Origin of the sequence: Corynebacterium sp. HMSC061H03, from assembly GCF_001838215.1 — a bacterium.
Lineage (GTDB): Bacteria > Actinomycetota > Actinomycetes > Mycobacteriales > Mycobacteriaceae > Corynebacterium > Corynebacterium jeikeium_D.
This window is the reverse complement of sequence record NZ_KV836064.1, coordinates 21142-44864: the sequence shown is the minus strand read 5'-3', so window position 1 is coordinate 44864 and position 23723 is coordinate 21142. Positions and strand designations below refer to the sequence as shown.

Annotated in this window: 28 protein-coding genes; 25 read left to right on the top strand and 3 right to left on the bottom strand. The window is 54.1% G+C overall.

Going from position 1 to position 23723, the window contains the following annotated elements; all coding sequences use genetic code 11:
- Positions 1-138 precede the first annotated feature (138 nt).
- The 20 genes from fusA (at position 139) to HMPREF2787_RS04445 (ending at position 17843) form a co-directional block, all read left to right on the top strand.
- Positions 139-2271, top strand: a complete 2133-nt coding sequence (gene fusA / locus HMPREF2787_RS04535; RefSeq protein ID WP_083326658.1) for an elongation factor G — start codon at positions 139-141, stop codon at positions 2269-2271.
- 502 nt (positions 2272-2773) lie between these two features.
- Entirely contained in the window at positions 2774-3964 is a 1191-nt protein-coding gene (gene tuf, locus HMPREF2787_RS04530) for an elongation factor Tu (RefSeq protein WP_016422054.1), read from the top strand.
- 677 nt (positions 3965-4641) lie between these two features.
- Positions 4642-4947 (top strand): 30S ribosomal protein S10, encoded by a 306-nt coding sequence (gene rpsJ / locus HMPREF2787_RS04525; RefSeq protein WP_003938093.1) that lies wholly within the window; start codon positions 4642-4644, stop codon positions 4945-4947.
- A gap of 31 nt (positions 4948-4978) precedes the next feature.
- Positions 4979-5635 (top strand): 50S ribosomal protein L3, encoded by a 657-nt coding sequence (gene rplC, locus HMPREF2787_RS04520; protein ID WP_005509762.1) that lies wholly within the window; start codon positions 4979-4981, stop codon positions 5633-5635.
- A complete protein-coding gene (gene rplD / locus HMPREF2787_RS04515; protein ID WP_070858511.1) occupies positions 5632-6279 on the top strand; it encodes a 50S ribosomal protein L4 in 648 nt (215 codons plus the stop codon). The genes rplC and rplD overlap by 4 nt, the downstream gene beginning before the upstream one ends.
- Entirely contained in the window at positions 6279-6584 is a 306-nt protein-coding gene (rplW, locus tag HMPREF2787_RS04510) for a 50S ribosomal protein L23 (protein ID WP_005509869.1), read from the top strand. The genes rplD and rplW overlap by 1 nt, the downstream gene beginning before the upstream one ends.
- A 37-nt stretch (positions 6585-6621) precedes the next feature.
- Entirely contained in the window at positions 6622-7464 is an 843-nt protein-coding gene (gene rplB, locus HMPREF2787_RS04505) for a 50S ribosomal protein L2 (protein WP_016422056.1), read from the top strand.
- A 14-nt stretch (positions 7465-7478) separates the two neighbouring features.
- Positions 7479-7757, top strand: a complete 279-nt coding sequence (rpsS, locus tag HMPREF2787_RS04500) for a 30S ribosomal protein S19 (protein ID WP_005509882.1) — start codon at positions 7479-7481, stop codon at positions 7755-7757.
- Positions 7758-7760: 3 nt separating this feature from the next.
- Positions 7761-8123 carry a 50S ribosomal protein L22 gene (gene rplV / locus HMPREF2787_RS04495; RefSeq protein ID WP_070858510.1) on the top strand — a complete coding sequence of 121 codons (363 nt, stop codon included), beginning with the start codon at positions 7761-7763 and terminating at the stop codon, positions 8121-8123.
- A complete protein-coding gene (gene rpsC / locus HMPREF2787_RS04490) occupies positions 8123-8863 on the top strand; it encodes a 30S ribosomal protein S3 (RefSeq protein ID WP_016422058.1) in 741 nt (246 codons plus the stop codon). Before rplV ends, rpsC begins: the two co-directional genes overlap by 1 nt.
- A 3-nt stretch (positions 8864-8866) precedes the next feature.
- Positions 8867-9283, top strand: coding sequence for a 50S ribosomal protein L16 (gene rplP / locus HMPREF2787_RS04485; RefSeq protein ID WP_016422059.1), 417 nt, complete (start codon positions 8867-8869; stop codon positions 9281-9283).
- The gene (gene rpmC, locus HMPREF2787_RS04480; RefSeq protein WP_005509851.1) at positions 9283-9519 is read left to right on the top strand and encodes a 50S ribosomal protein L29; all 237 of its coding nucleotides are present in this window, start codon (positions 9283-9285) and stop codon (positions 9517-9519) included. The genes rplP and rpmC overlap by 1 nt, the downstream gene beginning before the upstream one ends.
- The gene (gene rpsQ / locus HMPREF2787_RS04475; RefSeq protein ID WP_005509926.1) at positions 9516-9794 is read left to right on the top strand and encodes a 30S ribosomal protein S17; all 279 of its coding nucleotides are present in this window, start codon (positions 9516-9518) and stop codon (positions 9792-9794) included. The genes rpmC and rpsQ overlap by 4 nt, the downstream gene beginning before the upstream one ends.
- Positions 9795-10054: 260 nt before the next feature.
- Positions 10055-10492, top strand: coding sequence for a hypothetical protein (locus HMPREF2787_RS04470; protein ID WP_070429869.1), 438 nt, complete (start codon positions 10055-10057; stop codon positions 10490-10492).
- Between the two features lie 236 nt (positions 10493-10728).
- Positions 10729-11463, top strand: coding sequence for a hypothetical protein (locus tag HMPREF2787_RS11000; RefSeq protein ID WP_141737809.1), 735 nt, complete (start codon positions 10729-10731; stop codon positions 11461-11463).
- A gap of 14 nt (positions 11464-11477) precedes the next feature.
- Positions 11478-12044 (top strand): hypothetical protein, encoded by a 567-nt coding sequence (locus HMPREF2787_RS04465; RefSeq protein ID WP_040360928.1) that lies wholly within the window; start codon positions 11478-11480, stop codon positions 12042-12044.
- A 175-nt stretch (positions 12045-12219) separates the two neighbouring features.
- Positions 12220-13566 carry a magnesium transporter gene (mgtE, locus tag HMPREF2787_RS04460; protein ID WP_070858508.1) on the top strand — a complete coding sequence of 449 codons (1347 nt, stop codon included), beginning with the start codon at positions 12220-12222 and terminating at the stop codon, positions 13564-13566.
- Positions 13567-13735: 169 nt separating this feature from the next.
- Positions 13736-14653 (top strand): hypothetical protein, encoded by a 918-nt coding sequence (locus HMPREF2787_RS04455; RefSeq protein ID WP_070858507.1) that lies wholly within the window; start codon positions 13736-13738, stop codon positions 14651-14653.
- Between the two features lie 310 nt (positions 14654-14963).
- Entirely contained in the window at positions 14964-15761 is a 798-nt protein-coding gene (locus tag HMPREF2787_RS04450) for an RDD family protein (protein ID WP_070429866.1), read from the top strand.
- Between the two features lie 42 nt (positions 15762-15803).
- Entirely contained in the window at positions 15804-17843 is a 2040-nt protein-coding gene (locus HMPREF2787_RS04445) for a coiled-coil domain-containing protein (protein WP_070858506.1), read from the top strand.
- Between the two features lie 238 nt (positions 17844-18081).
- Here HMPREF2787_RS04445 and HMPREF2787_RS11145 read toward each other — a convergent pair whose 3' ends face one another.
- The gene (locus tag HMPREF2787_RS11145) at positions 18082-18240 is read right to left on the bottom strand and encodes a hypothetical protein (RefSeq protein WP_210401192.1); all 159 of its coding nucleotides are present in this window, start codon (positions 18238-18240) and stop codon (positions 18082-18084) included.
- A gap of 10 nt (positions 18241-18250) precedes the next feature.
- On the opposite strand from HMPREF2787_RS11145, the gene HMPREF2787_RS11140 reads away from it, so the two are divergent.
- From HMPREF2787_RS11140 to HMPREF2787_RS04420, 5 genes are all read left to right on the top strand, one after another.
- Positions 18251-18691 (top strand): hypothetical protein, encoded by a 441-nt coding sequence (locus HMPREF2787_RS11140; protein WP_210401191.1) that lies wholly within the window; start codon positions 18251-18253, stop codon positions 18689-18691.
- A 102-nt stretch (positions 18692-18793) separates the two neighbouring features.
- Positions 18794-19219, top strand: a complete 426-nt coding sequence (locus HMPREF2787_RS04435; protein WP_070429863.1) for a hypothetical protein — start codon at positions 18794-18796, stop codon at positions 19217-19219.
- Positions 19219-19764, top strand: a complete 546-nt coding sequence (locus HMPREF2787_RS04430; RefSeq protein WP_070429862.1) for an RNA polymerase sigma factor — start codon at positions 19219-19221, stop codon at positions 19762-19764. Before HMPREF2787_RS04435 ends, HMPREF2787_RS04430 begins: the two co-directional genes overlap by 1 nt.
- A 10-nt stretch (positions 19765-19774) precedes the next feature.
- Positions 19775-21523 carry a GTPase domain-containing protein gene (locus HMPREF2787_RS04425; protein WP_070429861.1) on the top strand — a complete coding sequence of 583 codons (1749 nt, stop codon included), beginning with the start codon at positions 19775-19777 and terminating at the stop codon, positions 21521-21523.
- On the top strand, positions 21513-22907 hold the full coding sequence (locus HMPREF2787_RS04420; protein ID WP_070858505.1) for a dynamin family protein: 1395 nt from the start codon (positions 21513-21515) through the stop codon (positions 22905-22907). Before HMPREF2787_RS04425 ends, HMPREF2787_RS04420 begins: the two co-directional genes overlap by 11 nt.
- Here HMPREF2787_RS04420 and HMPREF2787_RS10855 read toward each other — a convergent pair.
- Positions 22881-23393 carry a hypothetical protein gene (locus HMPREF2787_RS10855; protein WP_083276380.1) on the bottom strand — a complete coding sequence of 171 codons (513 nt, stop codon included), beginning with the start codon at positions 23391-23393 and terminating at the stop codon, positions 22881-22883. The genes HMPREF2787_RS04420 and HMPREF2787_RS10855 overlap by 27 nt on opposite strands.
- Positions 23390-23623 (bottom strand): hypothetical protein, encoded by a 234-nt coding sequence (locus HMPREF2787_RS04415; protein WP_070429859.1) that lies wholly within the window; start codon positions 23621-23623, stop codon positions 23390-23392. The genes HMPREF2787_RS10855 and HMPREF2787_RS04415 overlap by 4 nt, the downstream gene beginning before the upstream one ends.
- Positions 23624-23723: the final 100 nt, after the last annotated feature.

Genomic DNA, 23723 nt, shown 5'->3' with positions numbered 1-23723 from the left:
TACGTCACGGCGCGACTTCGCGCCAAGACGGTGGCATTATAGATAAAGCAAACCCGACCGACGGCGGATTTGACGGCCAATTGCAATCCCGTAATTGAGCCTCACCGCCAAACCGATTTGAAACGAGTGGGGAATCAAGTGGCTGAAGGTGCACTTCCCGTTAAGAAGGACCTCCACAAGGTCCGCAACATCGGCATCATGGCGCACATCGATGCTGGTAAGACGACTACGACCGAGCGCATCCTGTACTACACGGGTATTAACCGCAAGGTCGGCGAGACTCACGATGGTGCGTCCACAACCGACTGGATGGAGCAGGAGAAGGAGCGCGGTATTACCATTACCTCCGCTGCTGTGACCTGTTTCTGGAACGACAACCAGATCAACATCATCGATACCCCGGGTCACGTCGACTTCACCATTGAGGTCGAGCGTTCCTTGCGTGTGCTCGACGGTGCCGTCGCAGTCTTCGACGGTAAGGAAGGTGTCGAGCCGCAGTCTGAGCAGGTTTGGCGTCAGGCTCAGAAGTACGATGTCCCACGTATTTGCTTCGTCAACAAGATGGACAAGCTGGGCGCTGACTTCTACTACACCGTTGGCACCATCGTTGACCGCCTGGGCGCTAAGCCGTTGGTTATGCAGCTGCCGATTGGCGCTGAGGATGACTTCGACGGCGTTGTTGACCTGCTGGAGATGAAGGCCCTCATGTGGCCGGGCAAGGTCGAGATTGGCACTCCTGCGCAGGTCGAGGAGATTCCGGCTGACCTGGTCGACAAGGCTAACGAGTACCGTGAGAAGCTCATTGAGACCGTCGCTGAGTCCGACGAGGAGCTCATGGAAAAGTACTTCGGTGGCGAAGAGCTGACCATGGACGAGATTAAGGGCGCCATCCGCAAGATGGTTCTGAACTCTGAGGTCTACCCGGTCTACTGTGGTACCGCTTACAAGAACAAGGGTGTTGAGCCGCTGCTCGACGCTGTCATTGACTTCCTGCCGAATCCGCTGGACATCGGTGAGGTGCACGGCCACCAGATGGGCGACGAGGACGTCGATATGGTTCGTAAGCCGTCTAAGGATGAGCCGTTCTCTGCTCTTGCATTCAAGATTGCTGCTCACCCGTTCTTCGGTAAGCTGGCCTTCGTCCGCGTTTACTCCGGTCGCGTGGAGCCGGGCCAGCAGGTCCTGAACTCCACCAAGGACAAGAAGGAGCGCGTCGGTAAGCTGTTCCAGATGCACGCCAACAAGGAGAACCCTGTTGACGAGGCAGTGGCAGGTAACATCTACGCCTTCATTGGTCTGAAGGACACCACCACCGGTGACACCCTGTGTGCACAGGATGCTCCAATCGTTCTGGAGTCCATGTCCTTCCCGGATCCGGTTATCTCCGTTGCTATTGAGCCGAAGTCCAAGGCTGACCAGGAGAAGCTGAGTACCGCTATTCAGCGTCTTGCTGAAGAGGACCCGACCTTCACCGTTCGCCTGGATGAGGAAACCGGCCAGACCGTTATCGGCGGTATGGGCGAGCTCCACCTCGACGTCATGGTTGACCGCATGAAGCGCGAGTTCAAGGTCGAAGCAAACATCGGTAACCCGCAGGTTGCTTACCGCGAGACCATCCGCAAGCCGGTCGAGAAGTTCGAGTACACCCACAAGAAGCAGACCGGTGGTTCGGGTCAGTTCGCCCGCGTCATCATTGCTCTGGAGCCTTACGCTCCGGCTACTGACGAGGTGGAAGAGGGCGAGTCCACCACTTACAAGTTTGTCAACGAGGTCACTGGTGGTCGTGTTCCGAAGGAATACATCCCGTCTGTCGACGCTGGTATTCAGGACGCAATGCAGTACGGTACCCTCGCTGGCTACCCGCTGGTGAACATCAAGGCAACCCTGCTCGATGGTGCTTACCACGAAGTTGACTCCTCTGAAATGGCCTTCAAGATCGCTGGTCAGCAGGCTATGAAGGAAGCTGTTCAGAAGGCTAAGCCGGTCCTGCTCGAGCCGATGATGGCCGTTGAGGTCATTACTCCGGAAGAGTACATGGGCGAGGTCATCGGTGACATCAACTCCCGTCGTGGCCAGGTCAACTCCATGGAAGACCGCACCGGCGTCAAGGCTGTCAAGGCTCTGGTTCCGCTGTCCGAGATGTTCGGCTACGTTGGTGACCTGCGCTCCAAGACCCAGGGTCGCGCTAACTACACCATGATTTTCGACTCCTACGCTGAGGTTCCGTCCTCCGTGGCCGAGGAGATCATTGCAGCTCGTACCGGCGCTTAAATCACGCCGGTAGGGTGGGGCACTCAATCAGAGCTGACCCCATCCCTGCACGCACTGCACTGTCACTCTCGTTAGAGGACGCAGTGCGAGGGTCTGCAGCTTTAATAGATTCCCTTTAGCTTTGACTGTGCTGAGACATCGTCAGACTGTTGGCGTGTGTTAGCACAGGGAAGCTCTAGGGGGTAGCTGCTCGCAATTCATATCGTTGGGCGATTTTAAATCGCAGCTCAAATATCTAGCATTTATGCAGGTAAATGACGATATGAGTTGCTGGCCGTTACCCACCCTTAACTAGGGGGTTGGTCTGGTTTGGAAAACTCCAGTATCCTGCCCTAGTATCGAGTAACTGGCACAGTGAAAGAATAGTGCTCTTTTGCGCGCGCACGTTCCGAAGTCGTAAGCGAACAGCTTGAAGGCTTCTGATGTTGTGAAGGCGGATTGAGTGACCACAAAATTGTGGCTGCGAGAGTCGTGGCCACCTAGACCTCCAGGAGGACTAAAAGTGGCAAAGGCGAAGTTCGAGCGTACGAAGCCGCACGTCAACATCGGTACCATTGGTCACGTTGACCACGGTAAGACCACCACTACCGCCGCTATCACCAAGGTTCTGGCTGACAAGTTCCCGGACCTGAACGAGTCGTTCGCTTACGATGCCATCGATAAGGCACCGGAAGAGAAGGAACGTGGCATTACCATCAACGTTTCCCACGTTGAGTACCAGACGGAGAAGCGCCACTACGCTCACGTCGATGCCCCGGGCCACGCCGACTACATCAAGAACATGATTACCGGTGCTGCTCAGATGGACGGCGCAATCCTGGTTGTCGCTGCTACTGACGGCCCGATGCCGCAGACTCGCGAGCACGTTCTGCTGGCTCGCCAGGTTGGCGTTCCGTACATCCTCGTTGCGCTGAACAAGTGCGACATGGTCGACGACGAAGAGATCATCGAGCTCGTCGAGATGGAGGTCCGCGAGCTGCTGGCTGAGCAGGACTACGACGAGGAAGCTCCGATCGTCCACATCTCCGCTCTGAAGGCTCTTGAGGGCGAAGAGAAGTGGGTCAACTCCATCGTCGAGCTGATGGAAGCTTGCGACGAGAACATCCCGGATCCGGTTCGCGAGACCGACAAGCCGTTCCTGATGCCGATTGAGGACATCTTCACCATTACCGGTCGCGGCACCGTTGCTACCGGTCGTGTTGAGCGCGGCGTTCTGAACGTTAACGACGAGGTCGAGATTCTGGGCATCAAGGAGAAGTCCCAGAAGACCACCGTTACCGGTATCGAGATGTTCCGCAAGCTGCTGGATTCCGCTGAGGCTGGCGACAACTGTGGTCTGCTGCTCCGCGGTACCAAGCGTGAGGACATCGAGCGCGGTCAGATCGTTGCTAAGCCGGGCGCTTACACCCCGCACACCGAGTTCGAGGGTTCCGTCTACATCCTGTCCAAGGATGAGGGCGGCCGTCACACCCCGTTCTTCGACAACTACCGTCCGCAGTTCTACTTCCGCACCACCGACGTCACCGGCGTCGTTTCCCTGCCGGAAGGTGTCGAGATGGTCATGCCGGGCGACAACGTTGACATGTCTGTCAAGCTGATCCAGCCGGTCGCAATGGACGAGGGCTTGCGCTTCGCTATCCGCGAGGGTGGCCGCACCGTCGGCGCTGGCCGCGTTACCAAGATCGTTAAGTAAGGCTTCTCCCCATAGGGGAAGTGCTTTAACTTAAGTCTTAGAAGAATCCCGACTCCGCGTAAGCGGAAGTCGGGATTTTTTGTATCTGTACATAGCCGACACTAGACGGAGCGGGGGGTGGGGGCGGCGCAATAGCCGTCGTCAAGCAGATTGTGCCGTAATGGGTGTGATGTACGTTGCACTTTGGAATCGTGATTTTACATTCGTAGCCCGGACGTGCTTTAATACGGAGGTTGCTTTAACAAAGGCGTTCGCGCCAATTGTTGTATCAGGCCCAGTTGGGAACCAGTACGAAGTTGGACATAGCGCCTATGGTAAGGCGAGCATGACCACGTAGGGAAGTTTATTCCCGATCGTGCCTCACGGAGAAAATGGGCGACACGCCCGACCGCGGGGGTCGGAGGTGGCATGGCAAATTAACAGCGGCAGTAGGCAAATGAAGAGCCCCACGAGGGGGACTTGTTTTCCACTGGGATTTGAGTGCAAGGCGTTATTCGTCCGCTCGGGTCATGGCCATAAGTTAATTTGCCATGACGATCGAAGACGAAATCGCTTTGAAGTAATGCACAACCCAGTTTTAATTTCTGGCGCTGGCCATAGTTGCTGACGGCGTCGAGAAACATTGACAGGGTCGACGCCCCTTTAATTGGGGCGCGCCGACCGAGGAGAGGACAAGCGTGGCCGGACAGAAGATCCGCATCAGGCTCAAGGCCTACGACCACGAGGCTATCGACGCTTCTGCGCGAAAGATCGTGGAGACCGTTACCCGTACGGGTGCACGCGTCGTTGGCCCGGTGCCGTTGCCAACCGAAAAGAACGTTTACTGCGTTATCCGTTCGCCGCACAAGTACAAGGACTCGCGCGAGCACTTCGAGATGCGCACTCACAAGCGTCTGATCGACATTCTCGATCCAACGCCGAAGACCGTCGATGCACTTATGCGCATTGACCTTCCGGCAAGTGTCGATGTGAACATTCAGTGATCCTGGACTTTTGGTAGCGGAGACAAGATAAATGAGTGAAAACGAGATCAAGGGCATCCTGGGCACGAAGCTCGGTATGACTCAGATCTTCGACGAGGAGAACCGCGTTGTTCCGGTTACCGTCGTTGAGGCTGGGCCGTGCGTAGTGACTCAGGTGCGCACTAAGGAAACCGACGGCTACGACGCCGTCCAGATTGCATACGGCGAAATTGACCCGCGTAAGGTCAACAAGCCGGAGGCCGGCCACTTCAAGAAGGCCGGTGTGACCCCGCGTCGCCACAGCGTTGAGATTCGCACCCCGGACGCCTCCTCTTACGAGGTCGGCCAGTCCGTTGGTGTCGACATCTTCGGCGAAATTGAGTACGTCGACGTCACTGGTACCTCTAAGGGCCACGGCTTCGCCGGTGGTATGAAGCGCCACGGCTTTGCTGGCCAGGGTGCTGCTCACGGTAACCAGGCTGCTCACCGTCGTGTTGGTGGCATTGGCGCTTGCGCCACGCCAGGACGCGTCTTCAAGGGCAAGCGCATGGCAGGCCGCATGGGTAACGACCGGGTCACGACCCAGAACCTGAAGATCCAGAAGGTTGACGCTGACGCGAACCTGCTGCTCATCAAGGGCGCAGTTCCGGGTGCACGCGGCGGCCTCCTGGTTGTTAAGACTGCCACGAAGGGTGGTGCTCACGCATGACCAACCTCAAGCTAGACGTACACACCGCTGAAGGCGGCGTGAACGGTTCGGTTGAGCTTCCTGCTTCCGTGTTCGACGCGGAGGTGTCCATCGCCCTGATGCACCAGGTTGTTGTCGCACAGCGTGCAGCAGCTCGCCAGGGCACCCACAAGGTCAAGACCCGCGGTGAGGTTCGCGGCGGTGGCCGTAAGCCGTGGCGCCAGAAGGGTACCGGTCGCGCTCGTCAGGGTTCGATCCGTGCTCCGCACTGGACCGGCGGTGGCGTTGTCCACGGCCCGGTTCCGCGCGACTACAGTCAGCGCACCCCGAAGAAGATGATTGCAGCTGCTCTGCGCGGCGCACTCTCTGACCGTGCTCGCCACGACCGCATCCACGTTGTCGAGGAACTGGTCCCAGGCCAGACCCCGTCCACCAAGGCAGCTCGTGCTTTCGTCGAGCGTCTGACTGAGCGCCGCAACGTGCTCGTCGTTCTGCCGCGCGAGGACGTCAACTCGTGGAAGTCGGTTCGTAACCTGCCAGGTGTCCACATCCTGTCTGAGGATCAGCTGAACACCTACGACGTTCTGAAGGCCGATGACGTCATCTTCGCTGTTCAGGCACTCAATGACTTCATCACTCGCACCGCCGGTAAGGAGGAGAAGTAATGGCTACCATCGCAGATCCCCGCGACATCATTGTTGCACCGGTAGTGTCTGAGAAGTCCTACGGACTCATGGAGCAGGGCGTTTACACGTTCCTGGTCCACACCGACGCTAACAAGACCCAGATCAAGATCGCGGTCCAGGAGATTTTCGGTGCCAAGGTCGCTTCCGTCAACACCCTCAACCGTGAGGGCAAGCGCAAGCGTTCCCGCACCGGCTACGGCAAGCGCAAGAACACCAAGCGCGCCTACGTGACTCTCGCGGCCGGCAGCGATCCCATCGACATCTTCGGCGGTTCGGCAGCTTAGCCGCTAGCCGACGAGGAAGTTAAGGAAGAGCAAAAGTATGGCTATTCGTAAGTACAAGCCGACTACGCCGGGTCGCCGCCAGAGCTCCGTCTCCGAGTTCAGCGAAATTACTCGCTCGACTCCTGAGAAGTCTCTGCTGCGCCCGCTGTCGAAGACTGGTGGCCGTAACGTTCACGGTCACATCACCACTCGCCACAAGGGTGGCGGACACAAGCGCCAGTACCGTGTCATCGACTTCCGTCGTAATGACAAGGACGGCATTCCGGCAAAGGTCGCTCACATCGAGTACGACCCGAACCGTACCGCCAACATCGCACTGCTGCACTACGCAGACGGTGAGAAGCGCTACATCATCGCTCCGAAGAACCTGAAGCAGGGTGCCATCGTTGAGTCCGGCGCTAACGCCGACATCAAGGTTGGTAACAACCTGCCGCTGCGCAACATCCCGACCGGTTCCACTATTCACTGCGTGGAGCTCAAGCCGGGTGCTGGCGCACAGCTGGCACGTTCTGCTGGTGCTTCTATTCAGCTTCTCGGTAAGGAAGGCAAGTACGCAGTTCTGCGTATGCCGTCCTCTGAGATCCGTCGCGTCGACGCACGTTGCCGTGCAACCGTCGGTGAGGTCGGAAACCAGGATCAGATCAATATCCGTTGGGGCAAGGCCGGCCGTATGCGCTGGAAGGGCTGGCGCCCGACTGTCCGCGGTGTTGTCATGAACCCGGTCGACCACCCGCACGGTGGTGGTGAGGGTAAGACCTCCGGTGGTCGCCACCCGGTTTCCCCGTGGGGCCAGAAGGAAGGCCGCACCCGTAAGCCGAACCGTCCGAGCGACCAGCTGATCGTTCGTCGCCGTCGTACCAACAAGAATAAGAAGCGCTAAGGAGGGAACTGAGAATGCCACGCAGCCTTAAGAAGGGCCCGTTCGTCGATGAGCACCTCCTCGCGAAGGTCGATGCACAGAACGAGAAGGGCACCAAGCAGGTCATCAAGACCTGGTCTCGCCGCTCCACGATTCTCCCCGATTTCATCGGCCACACCTTCGCCGTTCACGACGGTCGCAAGCACGTGCCGGTGTTCGTGGATGACTCTATGGTCGGCCACAAGCTGGGCGAATTCGCCCCGACCAAGACCTTCAAGGGTCACGTCAAGGATGACAAGAAGGGACGTCGATAAGCCATGAGCAACGACATTACTTCTGCACGCGCAACTGCGCGCTTCGTCCGCGTTACTCCGATGAAGGCACGTCGCGTCCTGGACACCGTTCGCGGTAAGTCCGTCGACGAGGCACTGAACATCCTGGAGTACGCTCCGCAGGGTGCTGCTGATCCGGTTGCCAAGGTTGTTGCGTCTGCAGCTGCAAACGCTGAGAACAACTTCGGCCTGGACCGTCGTACCCTGGTCATCTCCGAGGCTTACGCCGACGAGGGACCGACCATGAAGCGCTTCCGCCCGCGTGCGCAGGGCCGTGCTTTCCACGTCCGCAAGCGCACCAGCCACATCACCGTGGTCGTCGAGAGCCAGAAGGAAGGTGACCGATAGTGGGACAGAAGATCCATCCACACGGTCTTCGCCTCGGTATTTCCAGCGACTGGAAGTCCCGCTGGTACGCCGACAAGCAGTACGCTGACTACCTGGCCGAGGACATCAAGATCCGCGATCTGCTGTCCACCGGTCTTGAGCGCGCCGGCATCTCCGATGTCGTTATCGAGCGCACCCGTGACCGCGTGCGTGTGGACATCCACACCGCACGCCCGGGCATTGTTATCGGTCGTCGTGGCTCCGAGGCTGACCGCATCCGCGGCCAGCTCGAGAAGCTCACCGGCAAGCAGGTTCAGCTGAACATCCTCGAGGTCAAGAACATTGACGCGGATGCGAAGCTGGTCGCTCAGTCCATCGCTGAGCAGCTCGCCAACCGTGTCGCTTTCCGTCGTGCAATGCGCAAGGCTATCCAGTCTGCAATGCGTCAGCCGCACGTCAAGGGCATCAAGGTTGTCTGCTCCGGTCGTCTCGGCGGTGCCGAGATGGGCCGCACCGAGCGCTACCACGAGGGTCGCGTTCCGCTGCACACCCTGCGTGCGGAAATCGACTACGGCACCCACGAGGCTCACACCACCTTCGGCCGCATTGGCGTCAAGGTGTGGATCTACAAGGGTGACGTGATCGGTGGCCGTCGCGAGTCCGAGATCAACGCCGGCAACGACCGCCAGCGTCGCGGCAACGACCGTCCGCGTCGTGGTGGCAAGCGTCGTCAGCGTGCATCTGAGAAGAAGGAGGGCTAATTCATGCTCATCCCGAAGCGCGTTAAGTTCCGTCGCCAGCACCGCCCGACCCGTTCTGGTATGTCCAAGGGCGGCAACAAGGTGACTTTCGGTGACTACGGTCTCCAGGCTCTCGAGCCGGCCTACATCACCAACCGTCAGATTGAGGCAGCGCGTATTGCTATCAACCGCCACGTCAAGCGTGGTGGTAAGGTCTGGATCCAGATTTTCCCGGACCGTCCGCTGACCCAGAAGCCACTGGGTGTTCGTATGGGTTCCGGTAAGGGCCCGGTCGAGAAGTGGGTAGCAAACGTCAAGCCGGGTCGCATCATGTTCGAGATGTCCTACCCGGACGAGGCAACTGCTGTCGAGGCACTGAAGCGCGCAGGCGCTAAGCTGCCGATTAAGACCCGAATCGTTCGGAAGGAGGATCAGTACTGATGTCGAACGGCATTCCCGCCCACGAGCTTCGCTCGCTGGATAACGATGACCTGGTTGCCAAGCTCAAGGAGTCTAAGGAGGAGCTGTTCAACCTCCGTTTCCAGAGCGCTACCGGTCAGCTGACCAACAACCGCCGTCTCCGCACTGTCCGCAAGGATATTGCTCGCATTTACACCGTTATGCGTGAGCGCGAGCTCGGCCTGTCTGCTGCACCAACCGATGGTGATGCAGCATGAGTGAGGAAAACATGAACACCACCGAGGCTGGCGCACGTAAGGTGCGCACCGGTTACGTCGTGTCCGACAAGATGCAGAAGACCATCGTTGTCGAGCTCGAGGACCGCAAGCAGCACGCCCTGTACGGCAAGATCATGCGCACGAACTCCAAGGTCAAGGCGCACGACGAGAACGAAGAGGCTGGCGTGGGCGACCGCGTCCGCATCGAAGAGTGCCGTCCGCTCTCCAAGGACAAGCACTACCGCCTGATTGAGATCGTCGAGAAGGCTAAGTAATCCCCGTTGGCTGACTAATCAGCTAGGGCTTTACGACGAGAACCCCGCCGCGGGAAACACGCAAGTGTTTTCTGTGGCGGGGTTTTCTGTTTGTGCCTGATGCAGATGGCTTTCCGGAATCTGGTGCGCCTTCTTCGGAACTTTTTCATTGCGCAGGCCCTCTAATACGTGAACACCGGCTATTAGAGACGTGCTTCAATGCGATTGGAAGCGATATTTGGTCCGTCGGTGGTTGATTATCACGTTGACCAGGAGGCACAGTGGAAAGCCAGTTACCGCTCAAGAACGATTTCATCGATTTGCTGCTCAAGCAAACCGCTGAGGACGAGGGACTTACCTTAGAAGAGTATATCTTTAGGCATATTCGGCAATACGAGGATCAAACTGGTGAAGAACTTCAAGATCTGTTCGTAGCCGGGGAATTGGATAATGAAGAACTAGAAGAGCTGTTATTGACCAGCCATTTGGCGACTCATGAAGTAAACGAGGTGACCGAACTGTACTACTACGAACTCCGAAAGGGAATGACTATCGGGGTTATATCCGTTGTGTCTCTCGTGGTCGGCATAATCTTTGGGGTTATCGCCGTAGTGTGCGCTTACAACGACGCTTATGGGGCAGGTCTGACCTGCGGAGCAATTGGTGTGATTTTGGCTTGTGTGCGTCTTGGGACGATTATATGGGCGAGTACGGATTAGCTGTCTTCTACTTGGTGTCTCGGTTATATGAGAGGCTCTACAGCTAAGTGCTGTGCCTGTGCGAGATGGAGTGTGTACGGCCTGGCCGCTGATTCGGAGTCAAGTGGTGAAGGCGTTCGACAACATCATGTTCTGCGAATAACCCACGAGTTTTGCCGCTAAGGCTCTTTCCCGAAAAGACTGAAAAATTTCGTATGAACAGGGAACTTTTTGGTTGCGCGCGGACTCTAACAAGCATGATGAGTCCAATTCCCGGTAGAAAGCCCCAACGGCTGGTGATAAGCAGCGATTCCATATCGTCCTTGGAGGATCGCCCACGCGCTCAGGCGTCTGAAGATCGCCCACGTCCTGACAACCAGATTGGAAACAAACAGGCTTCGGAGAGATCGCGATCTAAGAAGGCCATTTTGAACAAGCGTCGTAAAGTTGTTCTTTTGGCCTGCGCCGGAATGCTCCTCGGCTCAGGTGCAGTTGCTTATTCGGAGGCGTCCCAGGCGGACGACTATGCATTTACTCCGCCAGGAATGCCTCGGGATATTTCTGATCAAATTCCTCCATATTTGCGGGTTTTCAGTCATGCAACCAATGAAAAATCCGAGAGTAATACGCCACGTCTAGCGGGAGAAAAGGTGGACGGCTATTCGTCCGAGTTTTATTTAGATGGAGGATGTGCTAATCAGGTCTATACGATTGTGTTCGACCGAGAGCTAATTGATAAGCACTTATCTGGTGCAGAAGCGCTTGATGGGTATGTCAAGGTGGAAATACCTGATTACCTTGCCTTCTCTTATTCTGATTACTCAGAGACAGGTTATCAAAAATATTATCGAACAGATATATACCCTGAGGATAGATCTTATCTAATCGAGGTAGAGTGCACTCACTGGACTAGTGAGAAAAGCGATCGAATTGCTGGATACTGGCGTCATAGATTGTATTCTCTTTTGTCCGGAGAGGAAGATTTCTGGTGAAGATAATAGCTGTAATGGCCGGCTGGATTAAGATTCAAATTAACAGAATTGGTGTAGTCAACATTAGTATGCTGATTGGGGTAGCTGTACTAAGTTTGGCGATCTGTACTGGAGGTATTTGGTACGGTAGTCGAAAAGAGCCGGCCGAGCCTCATGATGTTCGCTTGTACGAAGGCCCGGACATTGAGGGGGTGCGACCTTCGTTGACTTCTAAAGCGCCCACGTTGATACCAATGACCTCTAAGGATTGCAGTCAAGATATCCTTCACGGTATTCCAAATGTTGAGGTTCCCTCAGTAGCTGCACAATTATGTACAAATTATGTCTATATTGGCGTTGAGTCATGGATTGAGCGAGTCGATGCTTACCGAGAATCGTGGCCAAATTATAGAGAGTATGAGTTACCTGGTTTTATAGCCTTCGAGTTCGGTTATGGAGGTCAGGCAATGTTGATAAATGACAACCGAGATCTGGCTATTTATGTTCGTTATGATAAGGATCACGCATCTAATCCGCTTTTGGATGAGAGTTTTAGGGTAGATGGCAGTTTTGAAAAGTTTGTACAGAGGATGCGGGTCTAGAACAATCTTTACGGTTGTTCCTAGCTTGCGGCTGGCCTGGTTTGGCCAGAGCTTGGAGCCGCAACATGGCGGTCAGGTTCGTGCTCTGTGGGGTTAAACCTCGTGCTTGCCGGTATGCTCAAAAGAGGTCGGTACAGCCGGTACCAGGTGAGAGCAGCGGGAGGCATGCTGGATCATGGGCAACGCCAGAACCCTTCATGATCGAGATCTCGAGTCCGCGCTTCGCTCACACGACGTGGCGACATTGTCGCGGCTCTTAATTGATGTTGAGCCCAAAGCTGCCGCTCGAAAGATGCGCCGCCTCAGCCATGAGGAACGTGCGCTGTTCTACCGCACACTGCCGAAAGACACGGCGGTTGAAACCTTCGATGAGTTGGACTCAGCGCTGCAGGCGCACCTAATCGACAGCCTCCGTGATCCTGAAGTCACCGCAGTTTTCGCGGAGATGGAACCGGACGATCGAGCAGAACTGCTCGACGAGCTGCCTGCGTCTGTCGCTGCAAAACTGCTCGCCAATCTACCGGATGATGAGCGAGAGCTGACCAACATCGTCCTCGGTTACCCCGACGGTTCCATTGGGCGTCGGATGAGCCCGGAGCTGGTGTCACTTCATGACGATATGACGGCGGGCGAGGCCTTGGAGACGGTCTATAACCATTTGGATGATGCGGAATCCATCTACACGTTGCCGGTGTCGAATCGGAATCGTCGACTGGTGGGCGTGATAAGTCTTCGTGATTTGATGCGTGCCAGCAGTGATATCCATATTGCGGCAATTTTGCGGAAAGCAGACTACGCAGAGGCTACTGAGTCTGAGGAGAAGGTGGCTCGCATGTGCGCCGATTGTAAGCGCTTAGCTTTACCGATCGTCGATAGCGAGCAGCGCGTTATCGGTCTGCTCACGGTGGACGACGCACTCCGGATTCTGGAGGAAGCAGACTCCGAGGACCAAGCTCGTATTTCAGGTTCTGAGCCGCTGCGTTTGCCTTACCTTGCTACGCCGATCTTTGAGATCGTCCGCTCCCGTGTGGTCTGGTTGCTTGTACTGGCTATTGGTGCGACATTGACCGTGCAAGTCCTGGAAACCTTCGAAGAGACTCTGTCTCAGATGGTGGTTCTTTCGGTGTTCGTGCCGCTGCTGATTGGTACTGGTGGCAATACTGGCAACCAGGCTGCCACTACTATTACCCGTGCGCTGGCACTAGGGGATGTTCAACCCAGCGACCTTTTCAAGGTCATACTCCGAGAGGTGAGAGTTGGTGCGTTCCTCGGCCTGCTGCTGGGTACTCTCGGCCTACTCTTGGCGGGGTTGGTTTATGGTTGGGACATAGGCCTCGTTATCGGCCTGACGCTGCTGGGTATCTGTACTCTCGCTGCCACTGTCGGCGGCATTATGCCGCTGATTGGTAAGAAGTTCGGCATTGACCCGGCGGTCTTCGCCAACCCATTCATTACCACGCTTGTCGATGCCTCCGGCCTAATCATCTACTTCCTGATTGCTAAGTCAGTTTTGGGAATTTAGGCATTCACTCGATTTTGTAGGCGCTTTCTGGAGAGACAACCAGTTAGGCTTAATTCCTAATTCGGCAAAGCCGGGAACATTTCGGTGCTCGGTCTCCTCTAATACATGAACCCCATGAGTGTTTGTGTGCGGCAAAGATTGCCGTGACTAGAAGAGGAGGCCTTCCCAAATGAGCGGGATTGATTTATACGCAGTTTTTGCGGTGGATCCTAGCCAGCCCGGAGCTGTTGTAGCTAACAAAATTCAACAGCAGATTAACAGTACCGACTCTCAAAGTTGGGATGCCGAAAAGAAAGAACTTGCAGGTTATGTAGTTGCAATTTTCGCAGATGAGAGCAAAAAACAGCGCTATGACCAGGCCTTGCAGAGTCCCTTTTCGCCACCGGAGGTAACGACGGATTTCTTAGCGGATTTGGCGACAACGAGAAGCTCCCATGGGCTAAATGCCTTAGGGCAGGGAGGTGTTGATGCTCCGCGTGGTCACAGTGCTGTCGGTGACATGACTCCGACCGTGTCTTCGGTATCCCACAACAGCGTAATCATGCGGACAGTCACCACGACGTTTGCGCCGGTGCAACCACTAGCGCCGGAAGCAACGCTTAAAGACGTGTGGGTACGTATACCAAAGACTATTCAGGCCGCTATCGTGACGTTGGCCGGATTAGCAGTTTTCTGGATTGGTGATGGAGTCTTTACCTTTGTTCAAAGTCTCGAATATTCTGAATCGCCCTGGTTTATGTTTTTGAAGGTGGTAATAAACATATTTTCCCGGGTAGCAATTCTGGGAATAATCGTCATGATCTTGGTCAGCGGATTCACAAGTTCTGGAATGTATCGTCGACTTAAAATTGGTCTTTTACTGACAGCTGCACTGGTACCAGGTCTTAATCTGATTAACGACGCCATGATCTTTGTTATAGACGTACCTTTCTTTGTTTTTGACTACCACTTCGGGTTCTATTACTGGTGGGAATTCACTTGTTATCTCGTTTTGTCAATCATTGCTCTTGTCCTATGCCTGCTTCCACAATCGCTGGCGTGGTATCGCGGCATGACGCTGGTTAAGACAACATCTCAGGGCTCCTAGCCTCAAACAATCCCGTCTTTGGTTAAAGGCGGGATTCGTCGTTTCTCCGCCCCTTCTAACATCGCCAACGTGCAGCAAGAACGCGTATGGGGCAGTCTTCGTCTTTTTGGTATCTGGCTTTGAAATCCAAATCAGAAAAAGTTTTTAGCGTTCGTCAGGAACATTTTGACCCGCGGCGTCCTCTAAGGAGTGAAAGTCGCAAGGAATTGAGGAATCAACAAGGGCAAGGATTGTTTCCAAGTTCACTTCTCTTGTCTTCTTCCGCGACTTAGATCCTTACGTCACCCCTTCCAAGGAAAGAGAACCTCTAATGAATCAGCAGAATCCCAATAACCCGGTTCGCCGCACCGTTCAGCCACGCAGAGCCGGAGGCCAGGCAGGAGTTTCCGGTGGCCAGCCACAGGCCAACACACAGTTTGGTTTCGGGGCTCCTCAACAGCAGCAACCTCAGCTGTCGCAGCAGCAGCCCCTGTACGGCCAGGAAAACCCGTACATTATGCCCACACAGCCTGTCGCTGATCAGCAGCCATACCAGTCCGTATCCGCTGCTGGTCAACTATCTGAACAGCCCCATCATTTTCAGCAGTCGGTGGTACAGCCGGGCATGGCTCAGGTTGCTCCAGTAACACTGCACGAACAGCAGTGGGCAGATCCGACTTATACAAATGCCTCCCTGGGACAAAGGGCTGGTGCCTACCTCATCGATGCGCTAATCATCGGTCTCATTCAGTTCGTGATTTACGTGATTTTTGTAGGCGGAGGCAGTGCCGCGGGCAGTGATGAGGCAGTAATTGGAGGCATGATTATTAGTGCAATTCTTATGTTCATCCTTGGCTTCGCCTACAAAGTTTGTCTAGAGGGCGCCATGGGGCAGACTCTCGGAAAGAAAATCCTTGGCCTGCGTTTGATCACTACGGATGGTCGACCAATGGGATTTGGCCACGCGGTAAAGCGCAACATCAACCTTTTCTATTCTTTGGTGCCATTTATCGGAAGCTTTGCAGCGGGCATTGCGTACGTTGTGCGTTTCTTCTCCGTGATGAATTCGCCGTACAACCAGGGCTACCACGACCGCTGGGGAAATACTCGCCTGATTAAGGAGCACTAAAGAGAACCTGCAGCCATATTCGTAACTATTTCGAGTTCTCCTATGATGTCTTTTGTTGCGCCAACCTCAGCAGAGTTGGCCCAGAAAATTAGTGACGGTGTCACGCGTAATTATCAATCGCAGGTGTCTAAATTTGAGGCTGAGATCAACAAAGCGAAAACTCAGGTCTCGAATTATCAATCTCATATCGGAGCTCTCTGCGATCAGCGTGATGAAGTTTCTTCGGAGCTGCAGGGGTTCCATGATGAATTGGATGCTGTTGCTTCTAAGCGCGCCTCCTACTCCGGTCGGCTAGCAGCAGCACGTCGTCAAGCTGAAGATGCGCGGGACCGGGTATCGTCTGCGCGATTGGCCAAGCAGCAAGCCGAATACGAGTTTCACCAGGCTGAAAACCGACTGCACTCTTTGCAAAAGCCGGTTGATGATGGTCGATTCAAATTGGAGATGCAGCGCTGGGAAAGCCGGATCGATGATATCGACGGGCAGATTCAAGATGCGACGCGAAAGCTTAAAGACGCGCAGCAGTATTCCGAGGACCTCGATCGGCAGATTCGTGACTATGACGGCAATGACTACTTTGAGCGACAGCGGTTAGCTGATGCTCACCGGCAATCTGTAGAAGATGAATATCGTCATCAGCAGCGAATCGACAGCCTTGAAGATTCCAAACTGCAATTCCCCAAACCGATTGATGACGGTCGCTTTGACCGCGAAACAGCTCAATACAATGCTGATAAAGATCAATATGAAAGAGCACGCAAGCAAGCAAAATCGCTGCTCTCTGACGCCGAAAGAGCTTTACAGTCAGCCGAATCCGACTTTCGTCTTGTCAACAGCGATGTAGATGAGTTGCTGGCAGAACCAGCGCAATTGGATGCAGAGGAAAGTCGTCTGCCAGACCTTATTGATGGGAAGGAAGACGAGCTCAGCGAGGTTAATGATGACATCGCCAGCGCACAGCAAAAGTTGAGTGCTTGGAAGCAAACGCTTCAACAGTCGACAGCTAAGAAGGCTCGGGTTGAGTCCACCCGCGATTCGGAGGCTCGAGCAAAAGCACAGGCTTTTCAGCGATCTAATCATGGTCAAGTTGTAAGTTCTTGGCATCGCATCACAGAAAACTATTCGAAGAATAGGCGAATCTGGGAGGACTGTGTCAGCAATGTCGCGCAAGCTGAGGACAAGAAATGGGCAAATCTAGCGTTACCTGAATACGTAAAAGCGCACAATGACCTCAAAGCTCAGAAAACGACTAATGAGAGTTTTCGCGCGCGTGCGCACGGCGACGTGGAGTCTCAGCAGCGTCAAATCGCAGATGTTGTCGCTACACACTTAGCAGGTGATCGACGGAACCGCTGGGCGCTATATTCGCCAGACACTGGTCGGCATACCGTGCTCAATCAGGCACAATCGCAAGCTGAAATTCAGAAATACATCGCAGGTTTCGGGTCGAATCCAGCTTGGGGAAACGTTCAATTAGTTTCTGTTCGTACCAAGCCCTTGACGGCTTTTTGGATTTTGCTTGCAATCACAGTGTTGAGCGTTTTCACCCGGTTGCTTATTGGTGATGTGTTCGGCCTTACGACGATGGCAGTGTGGATCTGCGGCCTGGCTGCATTTGGAAACCTTGTTTATCGAGGAATCGCAAAATCTCAGGGAACAAATGTGGAATGGGTTGACGAGCAAAAGGACTGGTCAGTTATTGCAGGGAATCTGTATAGAGCAATTAGCTCAGCTAACCAGTTCGACCAACGAGCGGCGCAGATTACAGCGAAATCCCGACAGATTATTCAAAGTAATAAACAAGCCGTGGCTCGTAAGCGAGCGCAGATTACGGTTGCAGATGTTGAACCGCATGTCCACCGTGCAGTACCGCAGTTTTGTGTCTTTCCCCGCAGGGACAGCGACGCGATAGCGAGCTATTGCAGTCAAGTGGTCAAGGACTTCGTTGCTCAGGGCAATTCGAATGCTCAGTTAAACCTTCAGGCCTCGAAGTATCCACTTCCACCGAAGGCTAACTACTCGGGCAATGACCATTACGTACAAGCTGCAATTAGCCTGTACGACTCACGAAAAATACGGTAAAGGAGACCGAAGTAATGGGTTCCATGAAATCTCAACCGCCTCGGCGAAAAGGTTCTTCCGGAGGCGATTCCTTTAATTCCAACTACGCAAGCAATCATGTCAGTCGGACGCAGAAACCCCGTCGTAAGCAGGGTGCTATGAACAAGCCGGTAGGCTCGGAGACCCCGCGCGAATCGGGGCCCGGATTTGCTCCTGAGACAGGGCAGCAGTGCGCATGGAGCGAGACGCCCTCGGCGAACTACTCGGCACAAGATTCGGCCTCTTCGTTTTCTGAAACAACACAATTCCCTGTGGAAAACTCGGCAAGTGCAGGTGATGCTCCAAGGGCGGCCGATTTTTCCGCAGGCTCAAATGTTCCCAATGCGCCAAAGAAGAATTCGTCGGCACCGGCGGTCATTTTGAGCATCGTGGCTGTGCTGGCGCTCTTTGGTGTAATTGTCGGCGGTTGGGCCGTTTGGAACAACAAGCAAGAGGACAACCGGGCTGCAGAAACCGCGACTTCAACTTCTGCTGAGCCCACTTCCACCTCAACGCGGACAAGCGATTATTACACTCCTACGTCGACCTATACGACAACAGAAACCAGTACGACAACTGAGGAATCGGTTGATTCGGATTACAGTTCAGGATCGGACTACTCCGAACCCGAAGAACAGTTCCCGTCTCCTCCGTACTCACCGCCGTCGAACTACACCTGGATCCTCAACGGTCCATATGGAACCGGTACGTCGTCCAACTGCATCCAGATCGCGGACAGCGAATACCAAAGTGGTGTCTCGGACGACTACTCGGAGTGCTTCGAGATGAGCGATGGCTGGTACTACTACTCCCTGCGAGGTGCCGGTTAATTAGTATCAGTTGCCCAATGTGTGAGTCGCAGGATGGCAACGTGGAGCCTAACCTGGAATGCTAAAATGCGACTAGTCCGACCAAAATAAGGAGTAGCTTTCGTGAGCGCTACTGATGGAGCTGATAGTCCCAAACCCTGGGATAATGAGGCTGTCGAGCCTGTGCTGCCAGATTTGCTGGGAGACACGCAAAACGTGCTTTCCGACGACGTTTTTGAACAAATCCTGGCCGCTGCCATGGAACCTAACTCCGACTTGGCGGATGAGTCCCTAATCCCAGCCGATGATGATCCTGAGTTGACCGAAGATGGTCATTTCGTCAACCCAGAAGAGGCTGAGCTGTTTCTTGACGATGCAGCGGATGCTGAGGACGACGACGAAGAAGCCGAAATGGAAGTCGAAGATGATGACGACGATCATCGTGATGCCTCCGATGACGATGGCGATGACGACCATGATTTCGATTTCGATGACCTGTACTCCGGTGATGACAACTCGGACGATGATTTCGGCGGGGTGCTGTCATAATGGAAACAAAGGTTTTGGAACGGGAGTTAGTTCAGCGTGCCCAGAGCGGCGATCAAGCAGCCTTCGTTGAACTCATCAGGCTGTATAAGGACAGCGTTTTTAGCGTCTGCTTGCGTATGTGCAGCAATTACCACGATGCCGAAGATGCCTTTAGCGTCGCTGTAACATCTGCATATAAATATTTGGATAGGTTTCGGGGCAATTCCTCTTTTAAAACTTGGTTCACCAAGATCGCGCTGAATGCCTGCAAGAAACAGGGGCAAAAGATTCAGAAGCGCACGGAGATGATGCAGCTCGATTCCGAAGCGGGCGCGAACATGCGTTCTGCCGGGAGCGATATTGATACCCGGGTAGCAGTAGTTGACCAAGTTCAAACTGCATTGGATCAACTGAAGCCAAACTTCCGCGAAGTCTTAATCCTCCGTGAATTGGCTGGCTACACCTATGAGGAAATCGCGGCCAAACAGCGTATCCCGCTTGCGACGGTCAAGAGCCGATTAAACAGGGCGCGAAAGCAAATGCTCGAGTTGCTCAAAGAAGAGTAAGGCAGATTTTATGACGCCGGCCACTTCTAATACGAGCTCAAGTTCAGGTGTCGGTATCAGCGAGGATGCCACTTTAATTTGTAAAGCGGCTGAATACTTTGATGCCGTCGGCAAGCGAGAAGAAGCCCGACTCCTCGAAGCCCCGCTACAGGCGAGAAGAGAAGCGACGGTAGTCGCCGTTATCGGTGAGGTCGGATGCGGCAAGACGATGCTGGTAGATGCGCTTTCTGGAAGTGCTTCCATCAGTCTTTCCGCATGTGAAACGGGTTTCAGTTTTGGTCCCGATGCGGAGGAGATTTCCGGTCAGGGAAACTTTGGGCTAGGGGAGGGGGCAATCCGAGGCGGAGAGTCGTTGACAGATGACAGTTTCATAGATTGCCCTGGTTTTAATGGCGCTGATTCGGAAATCTCGAAAGCTGCGATTGCGCTCACTCGTAATGCCGGTGTTGTGGTGTTTGTGCTTGAGGCAACGACTACGATTACCGAACCGGAACTTGCCACGCTGAAAGAAATCGCTGCAAGCACACCAGGACTTGCGGTGGCAATAACCAAGAAAGACAAAAATCTGTTGGGTTGGCGAGAGATTGAAAGAGTTACCCGTCAGCAGATTCAGCAGCATTTGGGAGAATTAGTTTCCGAAGTACCTATAGTCAGTGTCTCTCCGCTGCGGTACCTTTCTGCCCTCAACGGCAATCCTTTTCTAGCCGACGAGGTTATCAATGACTCGGGGATTCCCCGGTTACAAGAGGCGATTGTTGAGGCGCGCAGCCGGCTGCAGAAAAATGCGTATACCCCAGTTATGCGGCAAGCGTTGGTTCTGCTGAATAGTGAATATGCCGAGCTCGAGAGCGAGATTTCAGCAGATAGCACGGCCATGCTGAGCCGATTGGAAGAGAAGAAGGTGGAACTTGAGCACCTCACTTCCGACCGGCGTCGAGGACAACAGCTACTTACGTCAGGGCTGTCTCAGGCCAGAAGCGAAGCCGTAAGTATGGCTGAATCACAGTTGGTGGAGATTCGAGAGAAGTGGCACTCGTACTTCGCGTCGACGCCGCCACGTTATATTCGAGCCCATCGGGATGCAGTTTTCTTTCAAATCGAATCCGAACTGTCCGAATTGTTCGAGGACTCAATCCGCTACTTTATGGCTCGGTCCCGCGAGGTCTATGTAGGCGTCACAGATGGCGTTGCAGATTGGCACAGCGTGATTGATGCCCTTAACGAAGTTGCCGCGGGTATTTCCGTTTCTAACAAACCTGAGAGCGAGAATTCCGTAGCCAAAGTCGTAGATCCGTCCCTGGTGTCACTGACGATTGCTGGTGGTTTCGGGCTTACCCACGTTTTAGGTTTTGTACCGGGGATCGGTGCGGCGATTATTGGTAGCGGCGGTACTGTCCTGCCATTCGTTGCAATGGCTGGTCTGTGGCTCGGTGTGAATGTCTATCATCGATCGTCTAAAACTGGCCGCGTTGAACTAGCAAAATGGCTAGATCAAGTGATTTTGCAGGTGCGCAGACAGCTCAATCAGGGAATCGAGACTGTTTACAACGAGTTGCGCCCGTTACTAATCAACCAGTTCAATGACAATCTTGAACTACGTATTCGTCGAACTAAACACCAAATTCAGCAGACGAAACAGGATTGTCAGTCGGCGCTTGGAGACAGACAGGTCGCTCGGCAGGAAGCTAAGAAGAAGTCCGCTTATGTTGCCAGACTTCGTGGTGAATTACTGAGTCGGGTGGATGCCAATGCAGAGTAATGCATATGTCGATTCTGCAGCTAAACAATTGATTGCCGCCGTCGATTCTATGCTTCGTGAGCTGATTGATCGCGCTGGTGAATATGGCGATAAGCAGCAGAGAATTACAGCTGTTGCCAATGAGTGCCGTCAGCTAATGCAGACTCCGCCAACAATTTTGGTGAGTGGACGAATGAAGGCTGGAAAATCGACACTCATTAATGCTTTGGTGCGCCAGAAGATTGCAGAAACTGCGATCCTCGAGTGTACGAATGCCGTCACCGTGTACACCAAGGGAGCCCCGGAGCGAATCGAGAATGTTTCGTTAGCCAATCGAGGCGCCCTCCATAGTGCGCAGAGTGCCCAAGGTGTGGCCGATTTGGATGGGCGCGTGAAAGTTCACTATCTCCCATCACAGGCATTGTCGCAGCTAAACTTCGTCGATACGCCCGGTCTTGGAACGGTTGATGTGGCAAATCATCAAATTGTCGATGGACTGCGCGAGCTGACCCGTGTGCCGTGGAACCAGCATGGCACCGCCATTGATGGGTTGATCTATGTGTTCGATTCCACTTTGCGTGACGACGAGATTGCGCATATCCGCTCTCTAGGCTTTACCACTCTGTCATCGGTGGGAGTGCTTTCGCGCGCAGATGATTTCGGTGCCGGCGCCTTTGGGCCAAGTGATCCAATCGAAGCAGCTAGGAACAGAGCCACTGAACTGTCGGACGACTACTCTCGCTATTTTTCTTCGGTATTAGCAGTTTCCGGTCTGATGGCGGAAAGTGCGGAGACAGGTGCAATCACCGAGCCGCTGGCTCGAGTACTCAGCAGCCTTGACACGGTGGCTCGTGACACATTGATACATGAGTTAGAGACTGAATTTCCCAATTGTGTCAGTGCTAGTAGCCGCCATAAACTGCTGGAAGTGCTGGGGTCCTATGGAGTCCTAGAGGGACGAAATAGTGCCAGCGGTGGCGCCGTACAGTTGCAGAGATTCTTACGTCAGGCCTCGGGAATCGATTCTTTAGCAGGTCATCTGGGCGAGAGTATTACTTTTGCAACGGTGCTGAGTCGTTCTAGCTATGTGCAGGAAAAACTAAAAGACCTGGCATTTTCTTGTGATGCCGCCGAGGTGCTCGACTATTGGGAAGAGCATTTGACTGCCCAGCAACGGCTAGCGGTAACCATTTACCACTTGCTGAGTCAGAGTTCCGGTAGTCGCGTATCTACCGAAGGAGTATCTCTGGCGGAAGAGACACTCCAGATGGGAGCAGTGGAGGACGCTTCACGTGCTGCTGAGATACATGCTCTGGCCAGCAGAAAGCTTCTGGGGTTGGTTTCGCCTTTGGAGGAAAAGCTCCTAGGAGCCGTGTGCTCATTCACTGAGCTCATTGCCCCGTAGAATCTCTTCGGCGGTTGTTCGTACTTGAGCGATGTTTTCAGCTACAACGTCCTCTGGAAGTCCAAAAAGGATGGACAGTTCAGAGTTGCTCAGAGGGGAATACTGTTCCAGCGCTAGCAAGGTTAGGTCTTCTGGTTCCATGTAAGCACGCAGGGCATTTACTCGGCACAGAGGATCGTGGCCACTTGGCGAAAAACCACCTTGTGTTCTTGCTTCTTTCGCAGTGAGAACTCCTAAACCCGTCTGCGCAAGCGCAAAGTAGATTTCACGGCGTACCAGAGCGTCATGGGAGGCTCCTGCTTTCTCAGCTAAAACGGAGACCGATTTCCATGCATTGCCGAGGCCATGAGTGAGAATGGTTTGAGCAAGATGGCGGCTTCCTCCGAACACAAGCGCAATTGACCACAGGCGATCTTTTTCGGCCAGAGCACTTCGTTGGAACCGTCTTGCGACAAGTTGTCTGTTGAATTCATAACGGGCAGTCATTTTGAGTCCCCACTGAAGTTGCTTTCCGATGAGTGACCTAAATCAGCTGCGAGAGTTGAAGAATTGAGTCGACTTTCACCAGAGATTTGTGGCAGGGAACCGGACTGATCCACGACATCCGTTCCAAAAATGGTCAGCATAATGTCATCGACGAGGTTTTCAGAGTCTGCTTCACCATCAATTTCCGCCATTAGCGATGCGATAGCTGTGCTCTCTTTTTCAGTGCTCATGTACTACTCCTTCCCTTTATCTGAAGAAATTGGGTGTGAGATTTCTGAAACGTAGTTTTCAAGTGATGAGTCTGTTCCAAAGGCTCGTGATAGGGCGATA